The following is a 23,257-nucleotide window of genomic DNA, read 5'->3' on the forward strand; positions in this document are numbered from 1 at the left end:
TATTGAAGATTATCGAACAGGACGTAGCGTATTGCTAAATGTCACTTTAAAAGGAGTTTCCTTATTTGCGTTGTTTTTCATCACATAGATGAATTTAAACATTTTAGCATGGTCACTTTCTATCGTCAGTGAGCCTCCTGTATAACTGTCTTTTAATACTATATTTTGCGTGTTGTCTACACGGATAGACTTCGCTATACCAGAGCGTAGATCACTCATGGTCATGGCGTAGTAGTAGGTCTTGCTATTTCCTTTGATAGAGATATTTTCTCCTTTAAAGCCTTTAGTTAAGATGACTACAGAGTAGTTATCAGCAGAAGCATTCATTCCTCTAAGGTAGTTTGCTTTCGTTTTGTCAGTAACGGATCTAAAGTCATCTCTCACCTGAGCATAATCAGGTAGATCCATTACATCATCTTCTTCAGGAAGTCTATCTTCCTCTTTGATTTTTTCGATACGCTCATCTACTGTCAGTTCTTTAGGCGGTTTCGTGGCTACGTGAGAAGCAGATTTACACATAGAGAACAAGACAATTAAAGCTAAGAAAGGTAATTTTTTCATATTCTTAATTTAACAATGATAGTGGTGCGATCGTAAGTAAGTATCTTTGTTGGCGTAAAGATAATTTTTTACACTCAATAAAAAAACTCTAGAAGAGAGTCTTAAACGTTAAAATAGGTTTTTCAATGAATTATGATGTCATATTAGTCGGAGGTGGAGCAGCAGGTTTTTTTACTGCAATTAATCTTGCAGAACAAAATAAAGGACTAAAAATAGCGATTATCGAGAGAGGAAAAGAAGTGCTTTCTAAAGTAAGAATATCAGGAGGAGGAAGATGTAATGTGACTCATGCTTGTTTTGATCCGAAAGAATTAACGCAGTTCTACCCTCGTGGTGCAAAAGAGCTATTAGGGCCTTTTCATCAGTTTTGTTCAGGTGATACTATTGAGTGGTTTGATAGACATGGCGTGACATTAAAGATAGAAGAGGATGGTAGAATGTTCCCTGATACAGACTCTTCTCAGACTATTATAGACTGTTTTATGAAGGCAGTACAGAAGCTGAAGATAGAAGTCATCACGAGTAGTAGTGTACAGGGCATCTTTAAGAAAGAGAACAGTTGGAAGCTAGATACCACAACAGGTAACTACGAAGCGACTTATCTAATCATGACTACGGGGAGTAATCCTAAGATGTGGAATACAGTAGCCGAATTAGGACATAAGATAGTAGAGCCAGTACCTTCATTATTTACATTTAATATCAATGATAAACGCATCAAAGATTTGATGGGAGTAGCTACACCTGCTGAGGTAAGTGTTAAGGGGACTAAGTTAGAAGCATCAGGGCCTTTATTAATTACCCACTGGGGGATGAGTGGACCTGGTATATTGCGTCTTTCTGCTTGGGGTGCTAGAATATTAGCAGACAAGAAATATCAGTTTCATATCACAGTAAATTGGATGCCACAGCACAGCTTCGAGTCTCTAAAAGAAGAATTGCAACGCATCCGTAAAGATCATGCAAAAAAGAATGTGATTAAGCGTATAGAATTAGATTTGCCTAATAGACTATGGGAACGCATGGTCGTGATATCAGGAATAGCAGAAGATACCAAATGGGCAGATGTGACTAATAAGCAGTTAGATATACTATGTGGGGAATTGACTCAAGGAGAATATCAAGTCAATGGTAAAAGCACGTTTAAAGACGAGTTTGTTACTGCTGGAGGGGTAGACCTAAAAGAGGTTAACTTTAAAACCATGGAAAGTAAATTGCACAATAATTTGTACTTTGCAGGGGAGATTTTAAATATAGATGCCATCACAGGAGGGTTTAATTTTCAGAATGCATGGACGAACGGATACCTTGCTGCATTAGCAATAACAACTAAAATAGAACATAAATAAGATGAGGTTTAGTTATTATAATTTGACGAGTAAGATATTGCTATTCGTATTTTGTTTACTTCCTTTTTTAGGGATGTCTATTTTCTTTCTACAAGTTGGCAATGGATTAGCCAAGTCTCTTAGTGCTGTTATGTTATTTCTATTCGTCGTTTTTGTCTATAAATGTTTTTTTATCAAAGTAAGTATAGACGTAGAAGGAGTGACGTATAAAAGCCTACTCAAAGAGAAGCAACTCAAGTGGAATGAGATAAACGATGTGCTGATCGTGGTGAGAGAGAGACGCTCTGTAGCTGATTATTATAAATTTGACGAATGGATGAATGCGGGTAAAGCAGGTAAGAGTTATTTCGTCTTATTTAGAACGACAGAGGGATTTCCTGAGAATCCAATGTTTATGTTTAGTGCCCCTACTAGTGAAGATTATATCAGCGTACAGTTTAGGCCTGCAATACAGAAGGCAATAGCACAATATCGAAAATAGAAACGATCGTTTTAAAGAAAAATAAAAAATATCAGAGAAGGCAGTAAAACCTCGGTTTTACTGCCTTTTTCGTTGGTTTATTTTTGATTTATCGCATACTGGTCGCATAGTTATGGGATAGTGCTCACATAATTAAGGCTGTTTTTAATGCGATCACTATGGGAGCAGTATCCTGTCAAGTTGTGATTAAGGCTAGGGAGGTGGTGTGGTTTTTATTTAGGGATGTGAAATTTAACTCCTAAGCATAATTGCTTAGGAGTTTTTTTATGGTGTTTGAATAGTGATAGAGAGTTGAGAGAATAATAGTTAACTTTATTACGCTGTACAAGTAATTTTAAATACAAAAACAGTTTACTTTCAACTAGGTGTACAATACTTCCGTTGATTAGTAAGGTTAAGAATCCTTTTTTGTAGGAGCAAAAATTGCAACTGATAGAATTCTTAGAAAGATAGATGTTTTCGGAGAAAGGAGGAGATATTAATCGACGTTGTATAGTAATAAAAGCTAGAAGAAATAATGAATAAAGAGAAGGAAGTAATAGTAAATAGGTATGGACAATCTATAATTGGGATAGAAGTCGTTACAGAGCTCTTTAATAAAGAAGATAGTAAGAGGCTTTTTTTAGAGAGCCTCGTTTTTTTAATACAACAATCTAAACCTTTAATTACAGATGTGGATGCTGTGATTAAAAATAGTGGGCTTAAAGAGACTTGTACTCCATGTGTGATGCTTCGCAAAGATGTAAAAGAGTATAGCCTCAGGAATATAATTAATTTGCCAGATTATGAATTAGTAAATGTTTTTATTCTTTTTCTAGAGTTGTTTAAAGTCGCTTACCAAAGACGTTTTTTATTAGAGAGAAATAATCCTAATAAATGGTGGTATTGGGATTTGAACAGTAAAGAGAATGTAGATAAAATATTTAGTGAGCATGACGATACTGTAGTGAAGTGAACTACTGATTAGTGATAATGTAATAATTATTCAACGAGAAGTAATGCTTAGCATTAGGCAAGAAAGATAAAAGGTTATGTATAATAAATTAATTATGAATGATATAAAGAAATATCTGAGTGAGTATGTTCGGTTTATTCATGATTTTGAAGAAACGCTTAGAGATAAATTAAGCCTTAAAGAAGAGGATATATATCAGGAGATTTATAAGATTAATATTAACTCAAATGGTACTAAAAATTATAAACATGGTAACATTGATGGATATGAATACCATTATCATGGAGCTGGATGTTTTATTCAAAAGGGAGATGTAAGATGTGACTTTGACTTCGTACACTATATTGATGATTTAACCTATAATTTTACGTCATTTGCGCTTAAAGATTTTATTGATAGTTATTATCATGTTGATATTGATGATGATAAACTGAATGAAAAACTAAAAGAATTAGTGAAAGAAGGATTTTTACTACCTGTTATATTTGGAGGTAGAGTATGGAATTCCTTTTTAATAAAGAGGTATAGCTAAAGTTTGTTATTAATGAATAGAGTTCTTGAGAATGAGGCGATCGTTAAAGTGTTAGTGGGGATAAAGAATGGATAAAGTGATAAGAGACTACATACAATAAATTAGTTATGAATGATATAAAGAAATATCTGAGAGAATATGTTCGGTTTATTCATGATTTTGAAGAAATGCTTAGAGATAAATTAAGCCTTAAAGAAGAGGATATATATCAGGAGATTTATAAGATTAATCCAAATGAATTAGAAGAAATTAGACCTCTGTAACAGAAAGGAAAAAATGCTATGTACCTTAAATAAAGATTTATGAGTATAGTTGTTTAATATAATGATGTTAACGTTAGAATTACTTAAGTTATTCGTATTTCTGCAATGATAATTAAAGTAGGAAATATTATGCCCAAAATTGTTTTAGGTAGTTGGAGAGAGGGATTAGAGAAAGTTTCTTTAAGCAAAATTCAAATGAGTATGCTTGGAAAGTCATTGTCAGAGGCTAAAGGTAATGTTGATTCTCTTTTAGATGGAGAAAAGGTAATTATAGAAGTAGATGATATGGACTTAGCACAAGAGTTTTTTAATGAAGCTGAGAGAATTGGAGTTAATTGTAAGCTGATTATAACAGAATAATATTATATACAACTTAGATTCAACTAATAAATTTTACTAATTATGAATAGAATGATTATATATGTAATGCTATTAATACTAAGTGTTAATTGTACATCTCTTAAACCAGAGAAAGATAGTAAAGAAGAACAAAATATAGAAAAGTTACTTTTGATTCATAGAGAATATGCTTTTATTGATCTGTATAGGAAATCTTTAGATAAAATTAGAAAAGAAAAAGGCGTAGTTATAGAAGATTTTTTAGTAGATATTTCTGCATCAGAACTTTATCATGAATATTGTTTAGTAGTTGATTTTTATTCTGATAATCATCAATCGTATGAAAATAAAAATTATGAAAACTTAATAAGTAAATGGGTAGAGAAAACATATTATCCATATACAGCTATGGATAATCCCAATTTAATTGGGCATATGACATTTAGAAAGACTTTTGATTTTTATTATAGTGATGATTTAGTCAACTATATAGATTCGTTAAGAACAGTATTTCGTGCTAAGCATAAAATAGGTGAGTTACAAAGTTTGAAATGTTTAGAAGAGCAAGAAAGAATTAAAAAGAATCAATAGTTTTATTAGACACTATTGATAGGAAGACATAATACCCTAACCTCCTAAAGATATGCTTTTGGAGTTTTTTTATAGTCTTTAAATAGTGTTAATAGTTGGTAAATTATCAGCTGGGACAGATGTTAATGGTGTGGTTACTGAAGGTATACTTAGTGATAGTTAAACAAAAGTAGTAATGATTGCTGGTGGGTGGTGTCAGGAAGTATTTCAGCATTAATTATGTTTTTAAAATAGATCAATTATGAATGATATAAAGAAATATTTGAATGAATATGTTAGATTTATTCATGAATTTGAAAAAGTGATAAGAAGTAGTTTGAATTTGGTTGAAGAAGATATATATCAGGAGATTTATAAGATTAATATTAATTCAAATGGCACTAAAAATTATAAACATGGTAACATTGATGGATATGAATACCATTACCATGGGGGAGGGTGTTTCATCCAGAAAGGAAATATAGAATGTGACTTTAATTTTACACACTATATTGATGATTTGACCTATCAATTTACTTCAAAAAAATTAAAGGATTTTATTGATAGTTATTATCATGTTGATATTGATGTTGATAAACTGAATGAAAAACTAAAAGAATTAGTGAAAGAAGGATTCTTACTACCTGTTATATCCGAAGGCAGGGTATGGAATTCTTTTTTAATAAAGAGGTATAGCTAAAGTTTCTTTAAGCAAAATTCAAATGAGTATGCTTGGAAAGTCATTGTCAGAGGCTAAAGGCAATGTTGATTCTCTTTTAGATGGAGAGAAGGTAATTATAGAAGTAGATGATATGGACTTAGCACAAGAGTTTTTTAATGAAGCTGAGAGAATTGGAGTTAATTGTAAGCTGATTATAACAGAATGATATTATATAAAATATATTGTTGGCTGTAGATGATACTATTGATTAATTTGGAATAAGAAACGGTTGGAGTTTAGTTAGGGTGTATACAAGTAATTTTTTGTTGCTAATAGAATAGAATTAAGCATAAATACTTACAGTTTGTTATGAAAGAAATAGAACGGTTGTTGTTAAAAGGAGGAGAGTTGTCTTCAATTATTAATTCTATTGAATTTGTTGAAGGAAAACTTGATTTAAGAGGATTAGATTTAAAAACTAAAACTATTTGTAAGTTAAAAGTTTGTGATGCTGATTTTAGTTTCTCAATGTTTAACGATTGTTGGGTTGAAAAATCTTTGTTTGAAAGATGTTACTTTGAAAAAGTTGACTTTTCTAGCTTTTCAGATCATGGGAATATTTTTAAAGAATGTGTCTTTAATAATTGTAAATTTAACGGTGCAGTTGTAGGTTATGATGGGACTAAATTTTTAGAATGTGAGTTTATTCAATGCAATTTTACAAAAGCAATTTTTATACGACCAGAGTTTGTGGATGTTTTTTTTAAAAACTCTCGTATAAAAAGTCTTGATTTTAATGCTTCTTCATTTGAGGAATGTGATTTTGAAGGTCAATTAAATGACATATGGTTTAGAGGAGGTTTTCCTTTAAAATCAGATAACAAAGAGTTTGGTACTCCCAAGAAAAATGAGATGAAAAATGTTTCATTTGTCAATGCTGAACTACATGATTTGACTTTTAGCGATCATTGTAATTTATTAAATGTTGAAATTAATACTTCTGGAAAGTATTATAAATTTGATAGATGGAGTGAGAGGCTTCTATTAATGAAAGAAAGTATATCTAATTGAAATGTGGAGGAACAAAGAGAAATAGAGATATTTATAAATGTTTATTCTGTACATGCTCAGAATCAAGAATGGTATATTCTAAATATCGAAGATGTAGAAATTGAATATGGAAAGGAAATAGCATATAAAATAGTCTCGTTCTTAAATTCTATTTAAGAGTGTGCCTATAAGTAATTATTGATAATTTTTTAATGAGAACCTATCATATACAATACAACCTCCTGAATAATACTGTTTAGGAGGTTTCTTTTTTTATAGTGTTTGAATAATGTTATTATTTTGAGTGAATAATGATTAATTTTATTAGATAAAGGAAGTCAGTTCTTAGTGCAGGCTGGTGTATTAGGAGATTTGATGAATGATGTAACCAGTAAATTTAGGAAGTGCTGATACATGCATTAGGATTAAGTAATTAAGAAGAATATGAATTTAATTAGAAATAATAAATTACTATATACTTTTGATGATGAAGTTGTAAGTAAGTTTGTTTATGCTATAGATGAAAAAAAGATAGAATTAAGCTTCGATGGTTTCTATGATTTAGAAAAAGATGAAGGGATAGATAGAAAATGTATTCTAATTATTGAAAGTTGGAGTAAGGCATTATCTAGATTATGTCCTAATTCTAAATTTGATAACTTAGAAAGTAATTTTGGTATAATTAGTATGATTGTTGCTGTTAATGTGGAGCATGATGAAGTATATATGACTGTAAGTACAATTGATAATCGTCATTATGATTTGATATTTTTAAAACCTTCAATGTATATATCGTTGATTTAGTGATTGACTTTATTTATTGGAGTATTTAAAATTAATTATATTTTATAAAATGTTATGTATTTTATATGAAGATAAAAATTAGAAAAACTCCTAAGCATAATTGCTGAGGAGTTTTTTTATGCTCTTTGAATAGTGATAGAGAGTATGATAATAAATTAAAGTACTATAGTGTGATGACTCTATGTGATTGAGGAGTTGATATGTTGTTTATTTAGAGTAGCTTTTTAAGTAAAAGACTTGAGGTAATAGTCTAGAGACGAGTATTCCAAATTTAGAATATGAGGTGTTTACTGTTTGATAATAAGTTTTTCGGAGGATATAATCTTTATTTCTGATTAATTATTACTTGAGCATTTATTGTAGGGTTATATTGTTTAAAAATAAAATTTTAAATCGTTAATTTAACAAAATTATTTATTTTTATTGTTTGTAAATTAATTAACTATTATATGATAGATAATGTAAAGTATGGGCTAAAAATCTCTGGTTATGGAGCGTTTAGTTTTTTAAAGATCGCTGTGTTTGGAGTATTTAGTGCGGTGTTGAGTTTGATTATAGGTATAGTCTTGCTATCTAATGGCAGTTATACAAACAAATTAGGTGAAGTTAGTCATAGTTCATTTAGAACATTTATTATTGACTATCCTTATCTATCAGTGTTACTATTAATCACCTTGATTAGTATTTATTTTGTGTTTTCTTTTTCGACACAGTACGCTTTCAGAAAGGTGGCTAGACGTATTTTAGATGATAAAGCGGAGGTGCTATTAGACCCTATTATGGATAAGGTGATGGATAAGACGATGGGAAAAATAGGAGAGACAGAGAGACAGAATATGCTACAAAGAGGAGTTGATTATTCAGTGCTGAAGCTGCAAACGATTAATACTGTTAAACAAGAGACTACGAATAAATGGTTGAGGTATTTACTTGTATTAGGATTTTCTAAATTGAAGTTAGATGATATTCCATTCGGTGATCCGAAGTTTAATGTTCGTTCAGAGATAAAGAATAGAGTGATCGAAGTGATTAAAGATTTTGCGACACCTGATAAGCAATTCTTTTGGATGATAGTCGCTTACCATTGGATAGTTATCTTGATTATTTCATTTTTAAGATAACGATATTTTTACGATGTTAGATAAAGTAAAGTATGCAGCTAAACTATCTTTTATAGGTGGGAGTAGTTTCTTTAAGGTATATGCGGTAGGATCATTAAGCGCAGTGTTTTCTTTTACTATCGGTCTTTTGTTATTTATGTATGGGCCTTATAACCAACCTGGTAATTTGGGTGGTTCGGCAGGTATAATGGCTATATTCGTGGTCTTTATGATTGCACCTATCCAGAGTGTGTTATTAACTGTTATAGCGATTAGTAATTACTTTGTTTTTTCTATGGCTAGTTCTCATGCTGTTAAAAAGGTTGCAAATAGGTTATTGACTGATAAAGGAGAAAGTCTGTTGTATCCATTAATAGATAGAGCATTAGATAAAGTTATTAGTGATACATCTGCGTCTGATAAACAAAACTGGATGCAAAAAGGGTTTGATTTCTCTTTAATACAAATGCAGATTATCAATAATATTAAAAATCAGAGTGAGAATAAATGGGTGAAGAAATTGTTGATTTATGGGTTTAAAAAGCTGAAGGTAGATGATATCCCTTTTAACGATCCGAAGTTAAATATCCGTGAGATTATAAAAGATAGAGTGATTCAGGCTATTCGTGAAATGGCGAACCCTAGCAAGAAGAAGTTCTGGTATACGATCTTGTTTCATTGGATAGCCGTTGTGGTCATTTTGATTATGAATTTGATTTATAGATAAAGGAAGTTAAGTATAAGTAAAGAGCTAATGATATAGGTGTAAATCATTAGCTCTTTTATTTTAGTGTTGTTCTAAAAAATGAGAAGTTTCTTAAAGAATAGAGGGGCTATTAATAAAAGATGTTATTTTTGTTGTTTAGAAATCGATGAACAATGAATATAGAAGACTTTATTTTTAGCCAAGATATAGATGTTAATCAAGTAAAGGAGGGGACATTCTCATGGAGCTCTCCTAGTAATATCGCTTTAGTTAAATATTGGGGTAAAAAGGAGAATCAGATTCCTGCTAACCCGTCTTTGAGTTTTACTTTAAACAATTGTAAGACAGAAACGACATTAAGCTATAGCGCGAAAGCGGATAGAGGGATCAGTTTTGATCTTTTGTTTGAAGGACAGCCTAAAGAAGAGTTTAAGCCGAAGATTCAGAAGTTTTTTGAGAGAATTCTAAAATACTGTCCTTATATCGAGTATTATCACTTCACGATAGATACTAAAAATACGTTCCCTCATAGCTCAGGGATAGCTTCTTCTGCGTCTGGTATGGCAGCGATGGCAGTGAATATTATGTCATTAGAAAGAAAGTTGAATGTGGATATGACGGAAGACTATTTTGATCAGAAAGCTTCTTTCTTAGCTCGTCTTGGATCAGGTAGTGCATGTAGAAGTATAGCAGGTAGTGTAGTAGTATGGGGAGAACAACACGATATACCTGGAAGTACAGATTTATATGGAGTGAATTTTCCTTTTGACGTACACCCTATCTTTAAGGGGTATTGTGATACTATCTTGTTAGTGGATAAAGGAGAGAAAAAAGTGTCTAGCACAGTGGGACATGATCTGATGCACAATCATCCTTATGCAGCGCAACGCTTTGAACAAGCTCATGAGAACCTAGCTCGATTGAAAAAAATATTAATAGAAGGTAATTTAACGGAGTTTGTAGCGTTAGTAGAAAGCGAAGCATTGACTCTGCATGCAATGATGATGACTTCTATGCCTTATTTTATCTTAATGAAGCCAAATACGCTTCAGATCATCGAGAAAATTTGGGCATTTAGAGAAAAAACATCAATCAATGTGTGCTTTACACTTGATGCTGGGGCAAATGTACACGTTCTATACCCAGAAGGGGACAAAGACTTTGTACAGACATTTATAAGACAAGAATTGGCGCAGTTCTGTCAGAATGAACAGTATATAGATGATAAAGTTGGATTCGGTTCAGAAATAATTAAATAATTTTTTGTAACTTTATACTACGGTATGCTAATTGCATATACTAATATAAATATTGAAGATATGAGAAAGTTAATGACAATTTTTGGTTTAGCACTAGGTAGCTTACTATTTAGTCAAGCAACTTATGCACAAGAGTTAGCACCAGATCAAAACCCGAATTATAGAGTAAGTATGGTAAAGTATATGGCACAGAAAGATTCTCTGACTGCGACTTTAAGTACTACTGTACAGGATACTTATAAAGCGTACGATTGGTACGAGGCTAAGATGGAGCGCAAAGCTCAGAAAAAGCAATGGAGACATGAAGAACGCATGGCTCGTGCTAAATATGGTAGAAGTTACTATAGCTATGACAATGGGTATTATGGTAACTATAATAGATATTACTCTGGATGGAATAACTGGAATACATGGAGACCTAATATTGGTTTTAGAACTGGTAACTGGTGGTTCTCTATTTAAGAATTAGGAAAAAAACATAAAGAAAAACAAATAATAGGATTATGCAAATTAAACGTATAGCATTAGCTGCAATATTAGCTGTTTCAGGACTGGCTATTACATCATGTGGACGTCAAGTAACTAGAGTAAGTACAGAAGAAACTATCGACATTAGTGGAAGATGGAATAACTCTGACTCTAGAGAAGTAGCTGACCAAATGACTCAGCAGATATTAGAAGAGCCATGGATCTTTAACTTCCGTGAAGAGAATAAAGGAGAGAAGCCTGTGGTTATTGTAGGTATGGTTTATAATAAGAGTCATGAGCATATTGAAGCTGAGACGTTCGTAAAAGATGTGGAACAAGCATTTATTCGTTCTCAAAGAGTACGTTTAGTTCAAGGTGGTAAAAAACGTGAGGAATTACGTGGTGAACGTGCAGATCAACAAACGAATGCATCAGCATCATCTATGAAACAATTCGGTTTAGAACAAGGAGCTGACTTTATGTTACAAGGTTCTATCAATTCTATCGTAGATTCTCACAAAAAGAAAAAAGTGGTTTATTACCAAGTTAACTTAGAGTTGACAAATATTCAAACAAGTGAAGTGGTTTGGATTGGTGAAAAGAAAATCGCTAAGTACGTAAAAAACTAATTTAAAGTAAAATAGATGGTTTCAAGTAGAGCCATATATTCTGTTATAAAAACATCATTGTTCTTTGCAGTGATGTTTTTCGTGTTTGGATGTGCTACCTATCACGATCGTATAACAGACTATTATCAGAAGGTAGGTGCCTCAGAATATGATCTAGCTGAAAAGGCATTAGATAAAAATGCTTTATTACAAAAGCCTCGAAATCTATTGCTGTTTTATATGGAGAAAGGGAGGATAGCACACCTAAAAGGAGACTATGAGTCTAGTAATAAATATTTTAACCAAGCAGATTTACTAGTAGAAGACGGATTGTCAACTACAGGGGATATCGCTGTAGGATTATTCCTTAACTCAATGTCTCAAAATTATAAAGGAGAAGAGTTTGAGATCTTTATGCTTCATTACTACAAAGCACTTAACTATATGCATCTGGGAAGAATAGATGATGCGATAGTAGAGGCTAGACGTATTTCTTTACAGAACTACTCTCAGGGTGATAAGTATAAGGATAAAGCAACACGTTATTCTAAGGATGCTTTCTCTCTGAATCTGCAAGGACTGATCTATGAGTATAGTGGTAATTATAACGATGCTTTTATTGCATATAGAAATGCCGTAGAAGTATACCAGAGTTCTAAGGATGGTACATATTATGGTGTAGCAATGCCTAAGAATCTGCAGTACGATGTGATGCGTATGGCTGATGCAAATGGCTTCGGAGGGGACTTAACAAAGTTCGAGAAGCAGTTTAATCTAAAGTACACAAGAGAAGCTAAAGCTCCAGGAGGAGAATTAGTTATCTTTTGGGAAAATGGACGTGCACCTATTAAGGAGGCTGAGAATATGTTCTTTACATTAGCTAAAGGAGACAGTGGTAGTCTAGTGTTTACAAATGCGTTAGGTTTTGTGATTCCATTAGATTTTGGTATTGCAGGTAAGACTAACCTAAATGATATACACAGTGTGAATATCGCTTATCCTAAGTATATCGTACAACCACCACCTTATACAAGTGCTCAGATTCAGGCTAATGGAGCTTCAAATACTAGATTCGAAAAAGCAGAAGATATAGACGCGCTTGCCGTACTAACACTAAAAGAACGCGCAGGTAAAGAATTAGGGCAAATATTGACTAGAGTAGCAGTGAAGAAAGCTGCTGAATATTCTGTAAAAGCTGTCGCGAAGTCTAATGGTAAAAATGGAGATCCGAATGCAGCATTAGAAGCTATCGGCTTAGGAATACAGTTGTTTAATCTATTCTCTGAAAAAGCGGATACGCGTAACTGGCAGACATTACCTGCACAGGTTAACTATGCTAGAATACCATTACAGTTAGGTCAGAATCAAATCAAGATGACACTAGAGAGAGCAAATGGTCAACGTGTGGAACATAATGTAGAAATAGAAGGTACTGGAAAAATGCAGTTCTATAATTTTGCAACAATGAAGTAATAGAAGTATGGGAAATAATAGAGTGTGTACGCATTGTAAGACAGAGATAATTTGTAATACAGATGATATCAAACAATGTGACTGTACTCAGGTGAATATATCTAATGATACACGTGTCTTTTTAGCAGGCTCTTTTCATAAATGTTTATGTAATAATTGCTTGTCTAAGTTTGATGAAATGGTTATTTCTTCAAAAGGGAAGCCTTTTCCTAAGCGCAGAAGTGAGATGGAAGAAGGAGTGCATTATTACATGGAAAATGAGTATTTTGTGTTCACAGAATTGTATCATTTAATGAAAGGACAGTGTTGCCAAAATGGGTGTAGACATTGTGTTTATGGCTTTAAAAACAGATATTTATAAAAATAAAGTAGTAAAAAAGACGGTGTGAGAATATTATGTGTATTTTTGCAACGTGAATTTACAATAACAGCTATGAAAGGACCATTATTTTATTCAAAAATTCTTCTTTTTGGGGAATATGGGATTATTAAAGACTCTAAAGGATTGTCTATTCCTTATAATTTCTATAAGGGAGCATTAAAGATGGAAGAGAATCTAGAAGGAGTATCTTTAAAGTCTAATCAGAGTTTAAAAAACTTTGCAGCATATCTACATGATTTGCAAGAGCAAGAACCTACTTTAGTACAGTTTGATCTAGAGCGTTTAAACGCTGAGATAGAGCAAGGATTGTACTTTGATTCTAGTATTCCACAAGGATACGGAGTAGGAAGTAGTGGGGCATTAGTAGCTGCTATTTATGATCAGTATGCTTATGATAAAGTTACTGTTCTAGAGAACTTGACTAAGGATAAGCTTTTAGTGTTAAAAGGAATCTTCGGAAAAATGGAAGCATTCTTCCACGGAACGAGTTCAGGGTTAGATCCACTAAACAGTTATCTAAGCCTGCCTATCCTAATCAATTCAAAAGATAATATCGAACCAGCAGGTATTCCTTCTCAAAGCGTAGATGGAAAAGGAGCTGTGTTCTTAATAGATTCGGGTATCGTAGGAGAGACTGCACCGATGATTACGATCTTTATGGAGAACCTAAAAGATCAAGGTTTCCGTCAGATGTTGAAAGATCAGTTCGTGAAATATACTGATGCTTGTGTAGAGAACTTCTTAAAAGGAGACGTGAAATCACTATTTAGTAATACGAAGTTATTGTCTAATGTAGTGTTTAATCACTTTAAGCCAATGATTCCAGAGCAATTCCACAGTGTATGGCAAAAAGGAATCGAGACTAACGATTACTATTTAAAATTATGTGGCTCTGGTGGAGGTGGTTATATCTTAGGATTTACTGCTGATATCGAAAAGGCAAAAGAGTCTTTAAAAGATTATAAATTAGAAGTTGTATATCAATTCTAATTCAGATATGAAAAAATAGATATTATAACCTTTCGCAGTAGCGATATAAAATTGAAACAAGAGATAATGTTATCTAGGAAAAATAAACTACTCTTAGCTAAAATATTCAGCTTGTTCTCTGTTGTGAGAGGTTATAATATTTTTATTATAGTACTAGCACAGTACTTAGCGTCTATCTTTATATTCGCACCTGAACTTAGGGCGTTAGACGTGATTTTAGATTGGAAACTCTTTCTAATTATCTTTGGATCTTCCTTAGCTATCGCAGGAGGGTATATCATTAATAATTTTTATGATGCAGAAAAAGATTTAATCAATAGGCCGATTAAGTCTATGTTAGATCGACTAGTGAGTCAAGCTACAAAATTACGTGTCTATTTTGCGCTGAATTTTTTGGCTGTGGGGATTGTATTTCCTGTGTCTTGGCATGTGTCAGCATTCTTTTCTGCTTATATATTTCTGTTGTGGTTTTATTCTCATAAGCTTAAGAAGTATCCTATTATAGGTAACCTTACTGCTTCTTTATTAGCGATATTACCTTTCTTTAGTATCTTGATGCATTTCAGGTTTTATTATCCTTCTATCTTCATACATGCAGCTTTTCTGTATTTAGTTATTCTGATCAGGGAGTTGATAAAAGATATGGAGAATATTAAAGGAGACTTCGCTAATGATTATCAGACTATTCCTGTTCGATTTGGAGATAGAGTAGCGAAAGAGGTAATCACAGTCGTGACAGTATTGACACTGATACCGATCTATTTTTTAGTCAATAAAGAGAACCTTGGGTACATGGTATATTACTTCTATCTAAGTATTATTGTATTAATCATGTTCTTATACAGATTATGGACATCAAAGGAAATAGAACAGTATCACAGTTTACATATTAGTTTAAAACTGTTGATTTTATTAGGAGTATTCTCGATTATGCTAATAGACCCAGATGTGGTAATTAGTGGCAAAGTACTGCTAGAAGAAACTTTATAGTATTAAAAGTTGTGTAAACTTTTAGAGTTATATTAATAAATGCATAGAATAAAACTATCTTTGCAAAAATCTTTAGATATGAATAACGGTAGGTCGAATTCAGGAAATAATAAATCGAATCGCTCAGGAAATAGAAATGCAGCGGGAAAGAAGTCTTTTGGTTCTAAGGATGGAGCTAAAAAGACTTATGGGGGAAATGATAGCAAGAAAAGATCATTTGACAATAATAAAGAAGGAAATAAAACGTATGGTGCTAATACTGCAAAGAAATTTGATAGTAAACCAAGAGTAAAAAATACACCTAAAGAAACAGATGAAGTACGTCTGAATAAATATATTGGTAACTCTGGAGTGTGTTCACGTCGTGAGGCAGATATCTATATCGTGTCTGGAAATGTGACTGTAAATGGAGTAGTAGTTACTGAGTTAGGTTATAAAGTAAAGAAAACGGATATCGTTAATTTTGATGGAACAGTATTGACTCCAGAAAAATTGACTTACGTATTATTAAATAAACCGAAAGGATTTGCTACTATTAATGAGCCAATCGTATCAGCTGAGAATGTATTAAGCTTATTAAAAGGAGCCTCTAAATATCCTTTAGCTCCTGTCGGTCGTATGGATAAGACTACTATTGGTCTAATGTTATTCACGAATGATACGAACTTATTACAGAAGTTAAACTCTACTGATTCACGTTCTTCTAAATTATATCATGTATCATTAGATAAGAACCTTAAATATGAAGATCTAGAAAAGATTAAAAAAGGAGTTTATATCGATGAGCGTCGTGTATTCGTAGAAGAAGTATCTTATGTAGATGATCAGCCTAAGACAGAGATCGGTATTAAGCTAAAAGCATCTAATGTGAAGTTAGTACGTGCTATATTCGAATCTTTAGGATATAATGTTATTAAACTTGACCGTGTGATGTATGGTCAGTTGACAAAATGGAATCTACCAAGAGGTAAATGGAGACATTTAACGGATGAGGAAGTAAGAAACCTTAAAAACGGTTAATATAGATATTTAAAAAGCTCGCTAGATGATAGCGAGCTTTTTTATTGGTATTTATTGAAGATAACTAGGGAGTTCCATAGGTATCTCCATGACTAATATTTGACTTTTTTCATTTGCTTTGATCGTGAAAGTATCTTCTCCATCAAAACCAATAGCATCTCTTCTATGTAGCGTATCTTCACCTAAAGTAATATCTCCTTCTAGAACAAATAAGAAGATACCATTAGACTTATCTTTTAATTCATAAGACAGCTCTTTATTTTGATCTAAATCAGCCATGTGAAACCATGCGTTCTGATGAATCCATACTCCTTTATCGTCAGGATGAGGAGAAAGGATTTGATCCCATTGATTCACGCGATCTTCTTTGTTTAATTTTAGTTGATCATAACGTGGTTTTACATTTAGTTTATCAGGGAATATCCATATCTGTAGGAACTTACTCTCTTTATGCTCATCAGGGTTAAACTCACTGTGTTGAACTCCTGTCCCTGCACTCATGACTTGTATTTCACCTTCATTTATAATTGTACCATTACCCATACTATCTTTGTGTGAAAGACTTCCTGATAAAGGAATAGATATAATCTCCATATTATCATGAGGATGCGTACCGAATCCCATACCTGCAGCTACGTGATCATCGTTAAGTACACGTAACACACCGAAGTGTATTCTTTCGTTGTTTCGATAGTTAGCAAAGCTAAAGGTATGATGAGATTTTAGCCATCCGTGGTTAGCATATCCTCTACTATCTGCTGTGTATATAATTTTTGTGTTCATAGCTTTATGATTTTAATACTACAAAGATACGTTATAGGCTGATTTCCACTGCTTAATGTAGGTTAAGAATAGCGTACATCTATAAATGTCAGTTATTTGTTTCTAGTATTGTCAAAGTATTCTCTTAAAATATCTTCTCTAAAATCTGGATGAGCAATATTAGCAAGAGCGTGTACTCTATCTATAATAGATTTACCTCTTAGGTCAGCTACTCCATATTCTGTAACGATGTATTGAGCATGTGCACGAGATGTTACCACTCCTGCTCCTTGTTTAAGGAATGGAACTATTTTGTTTCCTCCTTTTTTAGTAGTAGCAGAAAGTGCTATGATAGCTTTTCCTCCTTTACTTAGCGTAGCACCTCTCATAAAGTCAACTTGTCCGCCTACACCAGAGTAGATATTCGCTCCGATAGAATCTGCACATATTTGTCCTGTAACATCTATTTCTACAGCAGAGTTAATCGCTATCATCTTAGGATTCTGACGGATCACGAATGGATCGTTCGTATATGAACATTCTCTAAGTTCAAAGAATGGATTGTTGTCTACATAGTTATATAGCCTCTCCGTTCCGATAAAGAAAGTAGAGATAGCTTTGCCATTAGAAGTAGTTTGTTGAGAACAGTTTAAGGCTCCTGCTTCAATTAAATCAACAACACCATCTGCAAACATTTCTGTGTGTAATCCTAGGTTCTTATGCCCTTTCAGTTTTTGAAGAACGGCATCAGGTATAGAACCAATCCCCATCTGTAAGGTACTACCATCTTCTATCATAGAAGCAATGTATTGTCCTATTTTATCTTCTACCTCACTAAAGTCAGAACTGTATTCTGTCAGAAGTGGTGTATCATGCTGTACTAATGTATTAATCTTAGAGATGTGTACTAGCGCATCTCCAAAAGTGCGAGGCATGAATTTATTGACCTGTGCTATAACTATCTTGGCAGTGCGAATAGCCGCTTGTGCAGCAACTACAGAAGTTCCTAACGTACAAAAGCCGTTCTCATCAGGAGGAGAAACTTGTATTAATGCCACGTCTAAGGGAACAAGACCACTGTCAAACAGCATCGGTAGCTCACTTAGGAATACGGGAGTATAAGTACCATTACCTTCTCGTATAGTGTGTCTAACGTTACCACCAGTAAAGAAAGAATTCACAAAGAAACTTTCTCTATATTTTGGATCAGCATAAGGGGCTTTGCCTAAAGTATGTATGTGACAGAACTCTACATTTCTTAATTCGGACGATCTTTCTACAATAGCATCAATGATGTGATTAGGTGTACAAGCTACTGCGTGTACATAAACTCTGTCACCTGACTTGATCAGCTTAGCTGCTTCTTGTGCTGTTGTGTAATTCATTTTGTGTGTAATTTTGTGTATTTAGACAAATGTTTCCTTAAAAGTAAAGCATTAGTCTTTATAAGGCAAGTAAAAAGTGTGGCTAATCATTTTTTTCATTAACTGTAATAGTGTAATTTTGTAGGATATAAAATTTTAAGGTATGATAATTCCAAAAACTCTTGAAGAAATCGAGTTGATGAGACAAAGCGCATTGCTTGTTTCTAAAACATTAGGTATGATAGCTACAGAGCTAAAACCAGGAGTAACGACTTTAGAGCTTGATGCAAAAGCTGAAGAATTTATTAGAGATCACGGAGCAGTACCAGGATTTAAAGGCCTTTATGGTTGTCCTTCTACCTTGTTGACAAGTGTGAATGATCAGATTGTACACGGATTACCTACAGATCGTCCTTTAGAAGAAGGAGATATTGTATCTGTGGACTGTGGAACAGTGATGAATGGATTTTATGGAGATCACGCTTATACATTCGAGATAGGTGATGTAGATCCAGCTACTAAAAAGTTATTACAGATTACAAAAGAATCTCTTTACGTAGGTATTAGAGAATTCAAATTAGGAAATAGAGTAGAAGATGTAGGTAGTGCTATCCAACGCTACTGTGAGAAAGAAGGGTATACGGTAGTACGTGAGCTAGTAGGTCATGGACTAGGACGTAAGATGCACGAATCTCCAGAAATGCCTAACTACGGTAAGCCTGGTAAAGGTAAGAAGTTCGTAGAAGGTATGGTGGTAGCTATCGAGCCTATGATTAACTTAGGTACTCGTAATATCAAACAACTGAATGACGGATGGACTATCGTGACTCGTGACGGAAAACCTTCTGCTCACTTCGAACACGATGTAGCATTAGTAAATGGTAAACCAGAATTGTTATCTACTTACCAATATATCTATCAAGCATTAGGTATCACTAGCAATGAAGAAGATGAGTTTAGAGCTAAACCATTAGTTCTGTAATTACTCATTTCTATTAATGAAGAAGTTATTCAAAACAATATTGAACATTGTGCCTCGACCGATATTAATTCGGTTGAGTTACGTTGTTCGACCTATGATGGCATGGTACCTAAAAGGGGATGTGTATACAGATCCTATTGATGGTAAAAGTTTCAAGACTTTCTTGCCTTATGGATATGCGAAGCAACGCAATAATGTCCTTTCTCCTAGTACACTTTCACTAGAGAGACACCGCCTATTATGGCTTTATCTTCAGCGCGAGACCGACTTCTTTAGTACTCCTAAAAAAGTATTGCACTTCGCACCTGAGCAGGCGTTTTATAAACGCTTTAAAAAACAACCTAATTTAGATTATATAACTACCGATCTAGAATCTCCTTTGGCAGATGTGAAGGCGGATATTTGTAACTTACCTTTTGAGGATAATAGTTTTGATATGATTTTGTGTAATCATGTCTTAGAACATATTCCAGATGATACGAAAGCCATGCAGGAACTGTATCGCATTCTTAAGCCTGGAGGTATGGGAATCTTCCAAATCCCACAAGATATGTCTAGAGAAACTACTTTTCAGGATGATACTATAACAGATCCTAAAGAGCGCACACTTATCTTTGGTCAATACGATCATGTACGTGTATACGGACGTGATTATTTTGATAAGTTAAGAGCTATCGGCTTCACTGTAGTAGAAGAAGACTTTATTCATAAACTTACTTCAGAGGAAGTAACTAAATACTGTCTAGCAGAGGGTGAGATTATCCCAGTTTGTTTTAAGTAGAGTAATCATAATATTTAATTGCTCGATTAGAGAATTAGTTAAAGTATCCTTATAAGGGCTACCCTATCTATATCCTATTGTGTATCTTCGTATTTATTTAGAAAGATTATGAAGAATACATTGATTACTACTGTACTTTTTGATATGGATGGAGTTTTAATAGACTCAGAGGGCTTTTGGCAACAAGCAGAACAAGAGGTGTTTACTTCTATGGGGGCTACTTGGGATGAAGAGATTGCGATCCAAACACAAGGCAAAACGACTAGAGCAGTGACCGAGCTGTGGTATAGCCTGTTTCCATGGGAAGGAAAGAGTATTGAGGAGGTGGAGCAAATGGTGATTGATAGAGTCGATGAATTAATTAGTACAGAAGGAGAAATAAAAGAAGGGGTAATTCAGACATTGAATTTTCTAAAAGAGAGAAAAGTGAAGATAGGTCTTGCTACTAATTCTCCAGAATCTTTGATTAATACTGTTTTAAAGAGATTAGGTATTCGTGATTACTTCCAAACCATAGTTTCTGTAGATCATGTAGAACACGGTAAGCCTGCACCAGATGTGTATTTAAGAGCAGCTCATAACCTAGGGAGTGAGCCTAGAGAGTGTCTAGTAGTAGAGGACTCGTTCACAGGAGCTACAGCTGGTAAAAATGCAGGGATGACTGTGGTAGCCATACCTGATCATTTACAGTATGAACAAGAAAGATTTGATATTGCTGACTTTAAATTGAAAAGTATGATATTTTTAAACGAAAATATTGTATCTTTTTTGCACGAAGTAACGGTTTAGTTTAAAATGGTCATTATGCGAAATAAGGTTTGGTCTATTATTCTTTTTTTTCTTTGGGTAGGGTGCGTATTGGCACAATCTCCACAGAACTATACTGCTGATTATATTAAGTCAGTAGGGTTTATGAGTAATAATAGAGCTGTAACGCCGTTCTTTCAAATAGGGGATCAGTTTACGCTTGCTTTTGATGACTTATATGGAGATGATAGTAATTATTTCTATCGAGTTAAGGCTTATAACTATGACTGGACTCCATCGAAATTAAAACAGATCGAGTATATAGATGGATTAGATAGACAGCGTATTATGACGTATGAAAACTCGTTTAATACTTTGCAGAATTATACGAACTATCGATTGACGCTTCCTGCTCAACGTTATAGAATATTGAAGAGTGGTAATTATGTATTGGAAATTTATAATGAAGACGACGAAGTAGTAATTAGAAGGAAGTTCGTCTTATATGAGAGCTTGGTCAATGTACCGATTCAGATTAAGCGTACTAGAAACCTGGATGTCATAGAGACGAAACAGAATGTAGAGTTTAGTGTGTTATTAGGAGATGCGTTATACCAGAATCCAGTTCAGAATATAAAGATAGCGATCTTTCAGAATGGGAGATGGGACTCTTATCTGACGAATATTAAGCCTCAGTACACGATGGGTAATGACCTTATCTATAAGTACGAGAATGAGACTCAATTCTGGGCAGGGAATCAGTTCTTAAACTTTGACAATAGTGATATTAAGCAAGTGAATAATATGATCGGTTCTGTAACTACGGATAATGGTATTTATAACACGTATCTGTATACAAACGAGAGCCGAAAAAGTAAAGGATATACCTATTTTCCTGATATTAATGGAAGTTTCTATCCTAGAAATATCAATGGGAGAAACCCGAATATAGAAGCGGAGTATAGTTGGGTATATTTCAGTTATCGTCCAGAGGAGGATGTACAGAAAGGAATAGATTATTATGTGACAGGATTATTTAATGATTATGCCTTAGTACCTGCTAACAAAATGACGTATAACGAAGAGAAGGGATATTATGAACAAATCATTTTAGTGAAACAAGGTTTTACTAATTTTAGTTATACAGCAGTTCGAAATGGTGTTGTTGATCCAAGCATTGCACCAGATGGGAACTATGCAATGACAACGAATCGCTACCAAGTTTTAGTTTATTATCGTGGTAATAATGATTTACACGATAGAGTAATTGGTATAGGTGAGGCAAGTGCAGAGAACATAGTGTATTAGACACTGTGATAAAACGAAGAATTCAATGTGTTTTTTATAGTAAATTATTAAGATGGAAAAGATGATTTCACAAACGACGAAGGGAATAAAAATATCTGTAAATACTGAATATGAAGGCAATTTTTTTAAATCAAAAAAGATATGCTATGCTTTTTCATATAAAATAACAATTGAAAATAACTCTACTGATTATATCCAGGTGAAAGGACGACTATGGGAGATATATGATGCGCTGAATAGTGTACAGATAGTAAAAGGAGAGGGTGTAGTAGGTGAGCAACCTATCATAGAGCCTGGTACCAAATATACATATAGTAGTGGATGTGTCTTAAATTCATCTATGGGAGCTATGCAGGGATTCTATGAGGTACTTAATCTAGCGAACCAAACTTATTTTAATGTAGAAATCCCAAACTTTAAGCTAGTAGCCCCTTTCGTATTGAATTAGAAATAATAAAGAACGCACTCTTATAGAGTGGCTAGTATACTAAAAATAAAATGCTTCAACCACCTTTATGCAATTACATAAAGGTGGTTTTTTTATAAGTTAAAGGTGGTAAGGTAATAGTGAGAAATGGTGAATAGGATAGAGGAGGTATTTAGTTGTTTTAATATCTTACTCTATAAGTGTCTAATGGTATTATTTTAACGCGATATCAATATGCATATATGGGCTAAAGCATAAGTAGCTGTTGAAATTTTTAAACTGATAAGAGAGTGTTGATTTTGATTACTATTTATGAATGAGATAA

The 23,257-nt window shown here is 33.4% G+C and carries 30 protein-coding genes; 27 read left to right on the forward strand and 3 right to left on the reverse strand.

Annotation, left to right across the window (positions count from 1 at the left end; all coding sequences use genetic code 11):
- Positions 1-9 precede the first annotated feature (9 nt).
- Entirely contained in the window at positions 10-561 is a 552-nt protein-coding gene (locus BK054_RS07335; protein WP_006257511.1) for a hypothetical protein, read from the reverse strand.
- Positions 562-686: 125 nt separating this feature from the next.
- Here BK054_RS07335 and BK054_RS07340 point away from each other — a divergent pair, with 125 nt between their 5' ends.
- The 22 genes from BK054_RS07340 to BK054_RS07430 all read left to right on the forward strand — a co-directional run bounded on the left by BK054_RS07340 (position 687) and on the right by BK054_RS07430 (position 16,561).
- Complete coding sequence (locus tag BK054_RS07340; RefSeq protein WP_006257510.1) at positions 687-1,910, forward strand: NAD(P)/FAD-dependent oxidoreductase; 1,224 nt, start codon at positions 687-689, stop codon at positions 1,908-1,910.
- Between the two features lies 1 nt (position 1,911).
- Positions 1,912-2,391 (forward strand): hypothetical protein, encoded by a 480-nt coding sequence (locus BK054_RS07345; RefSeq protein WP_006257509.1) that lies wholly within the window; start codon positions 1,912-1,914, stop codon positions 2,389-2,391.
- A gap of 517 nt (positions 2,392-2,908) precedes the next feature.
- Positions 2,909-3,346: a DUF5958 family protein gene (locus BK054_RS07350; RefSeq protein ID WP_006257508.1), complete on the forward strand. Its 438-nt coding sequence runs from the start codon at positions 2,909-2,911 to the stop codon at positions 3,344-3,346.
- Positions 3,347-3,440: 94 nt separating this feature from the next.
- Complete coding sequence (locus BK054_RS07355; RefSeq protein ID WP_172461563.1) at positions 3,441-3,878, forward strand: DUF6896 domain-containing protein; 438 nt, start codon at positions 3,441-3,443, stop codon at positions 3,876-3,878.
- Between the two features lie 107 nt (positions 3,879-3,985).
- Positions 3,986-4,141, forward strand: a complete 156-nt coding sequence (locus BK054_RS18275; RefSeq protein ID WP_156860087.1) for a hypothetical protein — start codon at positions 3,986-3,988, stop codon at positions 4,139-4,141.
- Between the two features lie 129 nt (positions 4,142-4,270).
- On the forward strand, positions 4,271-4,501 hold the full coding sequence (locus tag BK054_RS07360) for a hypothetical protein (protein ID WP_156860088.1): 231 nt from the start codon (positions 4,271-4,273) through the stop codon (positions 4,499-4,501).
- A 42-nt stretch (positions 4,502-4,543) separates the two neighbouring features.
- Positions 4,544-5,071 (forward strand): hypothetical protein, encoded by a 528-nt coding sequence (locus BK054_RS07365; protein ID WP_156860089.1) that lies wholly within the window; start codon positions 4,544-4,546, stop codon positions 5,069-5,071.
- A 241-nt stretch (positions 5,072-5,312) separates the two neighbouring features.
- Complete coding sequence (locus BK054_RS07370) at positions 5,313-5,750, forward strand: DUF6896 domain-containing protein (protein ID WP_071307188.1); 438 nt, start codon at positions 5,313-5,315, stop codon at positions 5,748-5,750.
- Between the two features lie 22 nt (positions 5,751-5,772).
- Entirely contained in the window at positions 5,773-5,937 is a 165-nt protein-coding gene (locus tag BK054_RS18280; protein WP_156860090.1) for a hypothetical protein, read from the forward strand.
- Between the two features lie 143 nt (positions 5,938-6,080).
- Entirely contained in the window at positions 6,081-6,782 is a 702-nt protein-coding gene (locus BK054_RS07375; RefSeq protein WP_071307189.1) for a pentapeptide repeat-containing protein, read from the forward strand.
- Between the two features lie 3 nt (positions 6,783-6,785).
- The gene (locus BK054_RS18285; protein ID WP_156860091.1) at positions 6,786-6,938 is read left to right on the forward strand and encodes a hypothetical protein; all 153 of its coding nucleotides are present in this window, start codon (positions 6,786-6,788) and stop codon (positions 6,936-6,938) included.
- A 267-nt stretch (positions 6,939-7,205) separates the two neighbouring features.
- The gene (locus BK054_RS07380; protein ID WP_071307190.1) at positions 7,206-7,565 is read left to right on the forward strand and encodes a hypothetical protein; all 360 of its coding nucleotides are present in this window, start codon (positions 7,206-7,208) and stop codon (positions 7,563-7,565) included.
- Between the two features lie 449 nt (positions 7,566-8,014).
- On the forward strand, positions 8,015-8,686 hold the full coding sequence (locus BK054_RS07385; protein WP_071307191.1) for a hypothetical protein: 672 nt from the start codon (positions 8,015-8,017) through the stop codon (positions 8,684-8,686).
- Between the two features lie 13 nt (positions 8,687-8,699).
- Entirely contained in the window at positions 8,700-9,392 is a 693-nt protein-coding gene (locus BK054_RS07390) for a hypothetical protein (protein WP_071307192.1), read from the forward strand.
- A 152-nt stretch (positions 9,393-9,544) separates the two neighbouring features.
- Entirely contained in the window at positions 9,545-10,630 is a 1,086-nt protein-coding gene (locus tag BK054_RS07395; protein WP_071307193.1) for a diphosphomevalonate/mevalonate 3,5-bisphosphate decarboxylase family protein, read from the forward strand.
- Positions 10,631-10,690: 60 nt separating this feature from the next.
- Positions 10,691-11,092 (forward strand): hypothetical protein, encoded by a 402-nt coding sequence (locus BK054_RS07400; protein ID WP_225581570.1) that lies wholly within the window; start codon positions 10,691-10,693, stop codon positions 11,090-11,092.
- 41 nt (positions 11,093-11,133) lie between these two features.
- Complete coding sequence (locus tag BK054_RS07405) at positions 11,134-11,727, forward strand: penicillin-binding protein activator LpoB (protein ID WP_006257495.1); 594 nt, start codon at positions 11,134-11,136, stop codon at positions 11,725-11,727.
- A 15-nt stretch (positions 11,728-11,742) separates the two neighbouring features.
- The gene (locus BK054_RS07410) at positions 11,743-13,179 is read left to right on the forward strand and encodes a COG3014 family protein (RefSeq protein ID WP_071307194.1); all 1,437 of its coding nucleotides are present in this window, start codon (positions 11,743-11,745) and stop codon (positions 13,177-13,179) included.
- A 7-nt stretch (positions 13,180-13,186) separates the two neighbouring features.
- Complete coding sequence (locus BK054_RS07415; RefSeq protein ID WP_025125730.1) at positions 13,187-13,540, forward strand: cysteine-rich CWC family protein; 354 nt, start codon at positions 13,187-13,189, stop codon at positions 13,538-13,540.
- Between the two features lie 72 nt (positions 13,541-13,612).
- Entirely contained in the window at positions 13,613-14,551 is a 939-nt protein-coding gene (locus BK054_RS07420; protein ID WP_025125731.1) for a mevalonate kinase, read from the forward strand.
- A gap of 66 nt (positions 14,552-14,617) precedes the next feature.
- Positions 14,618-15,541, forward strand: coding sequence for a geranylgeranylglycerol-phosphate geranylgeranyltransferase (locus BK054_RS07425; RefSeq protein WP_006257489.1), 924 nt, complete (start codon positions 14,618-14,620; stop codon positions 15,539-15,541).
- Between the two features lie 78 nt (positions 15,542-15,619).
- The gene (locus BK054_RS07430) at positions 15,620-16,561 is read left to right on the forward strand and encodes a pseudouridine synthase (protein WP_006266251.1); all 942 of its coding nucleotides are present in this window, start codon (positions 15,620-15,622) and stop codon (positions 16,559-16,561) included.
- A gap of 51 nt (positions 16,562-16,612) precedes the next feature.
- Here BK054_RS07430 and BK054_RS07435 read toward each other — a convergent pair whose 3' ends face one another.
- Positions 16,613-17,344: a pirin family protein gene (locus BK054_RS07435; protein ID WP_071307195.1), complete on the reverse strand. Its 732-nt coding sequence runs from the start codon at positions 17,342-17,344 to the stop codon at positions 16,613-16,615.
- A gap of 92 nt (positions 17,345-17,436) precedes the next feature.
- Positions 17,437-18,708 carry an acetyl-CoA hydrolase/transferase family protein gene (locus tag BK054_RS07440; RefSeq protein WP_006262726.1) on the reverse strand — a complete coding sequence of 424 codons (1,272 nt, stop codon included), beginning with the start codon at positions 18,706-18,708 and terminating at the stop codon, positions 17,437-17,439.
- Positions 18,709-18,850: 142 nt separating this feature from the next.
- Between BK054_RS07440 and map the strand changes: the two genes are divergently transcribed.
- The 5 genes from map to apaG all read left to right on the forward strand — a co-directional run bounded on the left by map (position 18,851) and on the right by apaG (position 22,953).
- On the forward strand, positions 18,851-19,669 hold the full coding sequence (gene map / locus BK054_RS07445; protein ID WP_006257485.1) for a type I methionyl aminopeptidase: 819 nt from the start codon (positions 18,851-18,853) through the stop codon (positions 19,667-19,669).
- Between the two features lie 16 nt (positions 19,670-19,685).
- Positions 19,686-20,450: a class I SAM-dependent methyltransferase gene (locus tag BK054_RS07450; protein ID WP_006257484.1), complete on the forward strand. Its 765-nt coding sequence runs from the start codon at positions 19,686-19,688 to the stop codon at positions 20,448-20,450.
- A 108-nt stretch (positions 20,451-20,558) separates the two neighbouring features.
- Complete coding sequence (gene hxpB, locus BK054_RS07455) at positions 20,559-21,239, forward strand: hexitol phosphatase HxpB (protein ID WP_016650118.1); 681 nt, start codon at positions 20,559-20,561, stop codon at positions 21,237-21,239.
- 15 nt (positions 21,240-21,254) lie between these two features.
- Positions 21,255-22,505, forward strand: coding sequence for a DUF5103 domain-containing protein (locus tag BK054_RS07460; RefSeq protein ID WP_006266255.1), 1,251 nt, complete (start codon positions 21,255-21,257; stop codon positions 22,503-22,505).
- A 52-nt stretch (positions 22,506-22,557) separates the two neighbouring features.
- Positions 22,558-22,953 (forward strand): Co2+/Mg2+ efflux protein ApaG, encoded by a 396-nt coding sequence (gene apaG / locus BK054_RS07465; RefSeq protein ID WP_006262728.1) that lies wholly within the window; start codon positions 22,558-22,560, stop codon positions 22,951-22,953.
- Positions 22,954-23,257 lie beyond the last annotated feature (304 nt).

It is taken from the genome of Myroides sp. ZB35 (genome assembly GCF_001865835.1).
GTDB classification, from domain to species: domain Bacteria; phylum Bacteroidota; class Bacteroidia; order Flavobacteriales; family Flavobacteriaceae; genus Flavobacterium; species Flavobacterium odoratimimum.

Excerpts from the sequence above, each read along its gene's own strand:
- BK054_RS07335 (WP_006257511.1), bottom strand. The coding sequence starts at position 561 with ATGAAAAAATTACCTTTCTTAGCTTTAATTGTCTTGTTCTCTATGTGT.
- BK054_RS07340 (WP_006257510.1), top strand. The coding sequence starts at position 687 with ATGAATTATGATGTCATATTAGTCGGAGGTGGAGCAGCAGGTTTTTTT.
- BK054_RS07345 (WP_006257509.1), top strand. The coding sequence starts at position 1,912 with ATGAGGTTTAGTTATTATAATTTGACGAGTAAGATATTGCTATTCGTA.
- BK054_RS07350 (WP_006257508.1), top strand. The coding sequence starts at position 2,909 with ATGAATAAAGAGAAGGAAGTAATAGTAAATAGGTATGGACAATCTATA.
- BK054_RS07355 (WP_172461563.1), top strand. The coding sequence starts at position 3,441 with ATGAATGATATAAAGAAATATCTGAGTGAGTATGTTCGGTTTATTCAT.
- BK054_RS18275 (WP_156860087.1), top strand. The coding sequence starts at position 3,986 with ATGAATGATATAAAGAAATATCTGAGAGAATATGTTCGGTTTATTCAT.
- BK054_RS07360 (WP_156860088.1), top strand. The coding sequence starts at position 4,271 with ATGCCCAAAATTGTTTTAGGTAGTTGGAGAGAGGGATTAGAGAAAGTT.
- BK054_RS07365 (WP_156860089.1), top strand. The coding sequence starts at position 4,544 with ATGAATAGAATGATTATATATGTAATGCTATTAATACTAAGTGTTAAT.
- BK054_RS07370 (WP_071307188.1), top strand. The coding sequence starts at position 5,313 with ATGAATGATATAAAGAAATATTTGAATGAATATGTTAGATTTATTCAT.
- BK054_RS18280 (WP_156860090.1), top strand. The coding sequence starts at position 5,773 with ATGAGTATGCTTGGAAAGTCATTGTCAGAGGCTAAAGGCAATGTTGAT.
- BK054_RS07375 (WP_071307189.1), top strand. The coding sequence starts at position 6,081 with ATGAAAGAAATAGAACGGTTGTTGTTAAAAGGAGGAGAGTTGTCTTCA.
- BK054_RS07380 (WP_071307190.1), top strand. The coding sequence starts at position 7,206 with ATGAATTTAATTAGAAATAATAAATTACTATATACTTTTGATGATGAA.
- BK054_RS07385 (WP_071307191.1), top strand. The coding sequence starts at position 8,015 with ATGATAGATAATGTAAAGTATGGGCTAAAAATCTCTGGTTATGGAGCG.
- BK054_RS07390 (WP_071307192.1), top strand. The coding sequence starts at position 8,700 with ATGTTAGATAAAGTAAAGTATGCAGCTAAACTATCTTTTATAGGTGGG.
- BK054_RS07395 (WP_071307193.1), top strand. The coding sequence starts at position 9,545 with ATGAATATAGAAGACTTTATTTTTAGCCAAGATATAGATGTTAATCAA.
- BK054_RS07400 (WP_225581570.1), top strand. The coding sequence starts at position 10,691 with ATGAGAAAGTTAATGACAATTTTTGGTTTAGCACTAGGTAGCTTACTA.
- BK054_RS07405 (WP_006257495.1), top strand. The coding sequence starts at position 11,134 with ATGCAAATTAAACGTATAGCATTAGCTGCAATATTAGCTGTTTCAGGA.
- BK054_RS07410 (WP_071307194.1), top strand. The coding sequence starts at position 11,743 with ATGGTTTCAAGTAGAGCCATATATTCTGTTATAAAAACATCATTGTTC.
- BK054_RS07415 (WP_025125730.1), top strand. The coding sequence starts at position 13,187 with ATGGGAAATAATAGAGTGTGTACGCATTGTAAGACAGAGATAATTTGT.
- BK054_RS07420 (WP_025125731.1), top strand. The coding sequence starts at position 13,613 with ATGAAAGGACCATTATTTTATTCAAAAATTCTTCTTTTTGGGGAATAT.
- BK054_RS07425 (WP_006257489.1), top strand. The coding sequence starts at position 14,618 with ATGTTATCTAGGAAAAATAAACTACTCTTAGCTAAAATATTCAGCTTG.
- BK054_RS07430 (WP_006266251.1), top strand. The coding sequence starts at position 15,620 with ATGAATAACGGTAGGTCGAATTCAGGAAATAATAAATCGAATCGCTCA.
- BK054_RS07435 (WP_071307195.1), bottom strand. The coding sequence starts at position 17,344 with ATGAACACAAAAATTATATACACAGCAGATAGTAGAGGATATGCTAAC.
- BK054_RS07440 (WP_006262726.1), bottom strand. The coding sequence starts at position 18,708 with ATGAATTACACAACAGCACAAGAAGCAGCTAAGCTGATCAAGTCAGGT.
- map (WP_006257485.1), top strand. The coding sequence starts at position 18,851 with ATGATAATTCCAAAAACTCTTGAAGAAATCGAGTTGATGAGACAAAGC.
- BK054_RS07450 (WP_006257484.1), top strand. The coding sequence starts at position 19,686 with ATGAAGAAGTTATTCAAAACAATATTGAACATTGTGCCTCGACCGATA.
- hxpB (WP_016650118.1), top strand. The coding sequence starts at position 20,559 with ATGAAGAATACATTGATTACTACTGTACTTTTTGATATGGATGGAGTT.
- BK054_RS07460 (WP_006266255.1), top strand. The coding sequence starts at position 21,255 with ATGCGAAATAAGGTTTGGTCTATTATTCTTTTTTTTCTTTGGGTAGGG.
- apaG (WP_006262728.1), top strand. The coding sequence starts at position 22,558 with ATGGAAAAGATGATTTCACAAACGACGAAGGGAATAAAAATATCTGTA.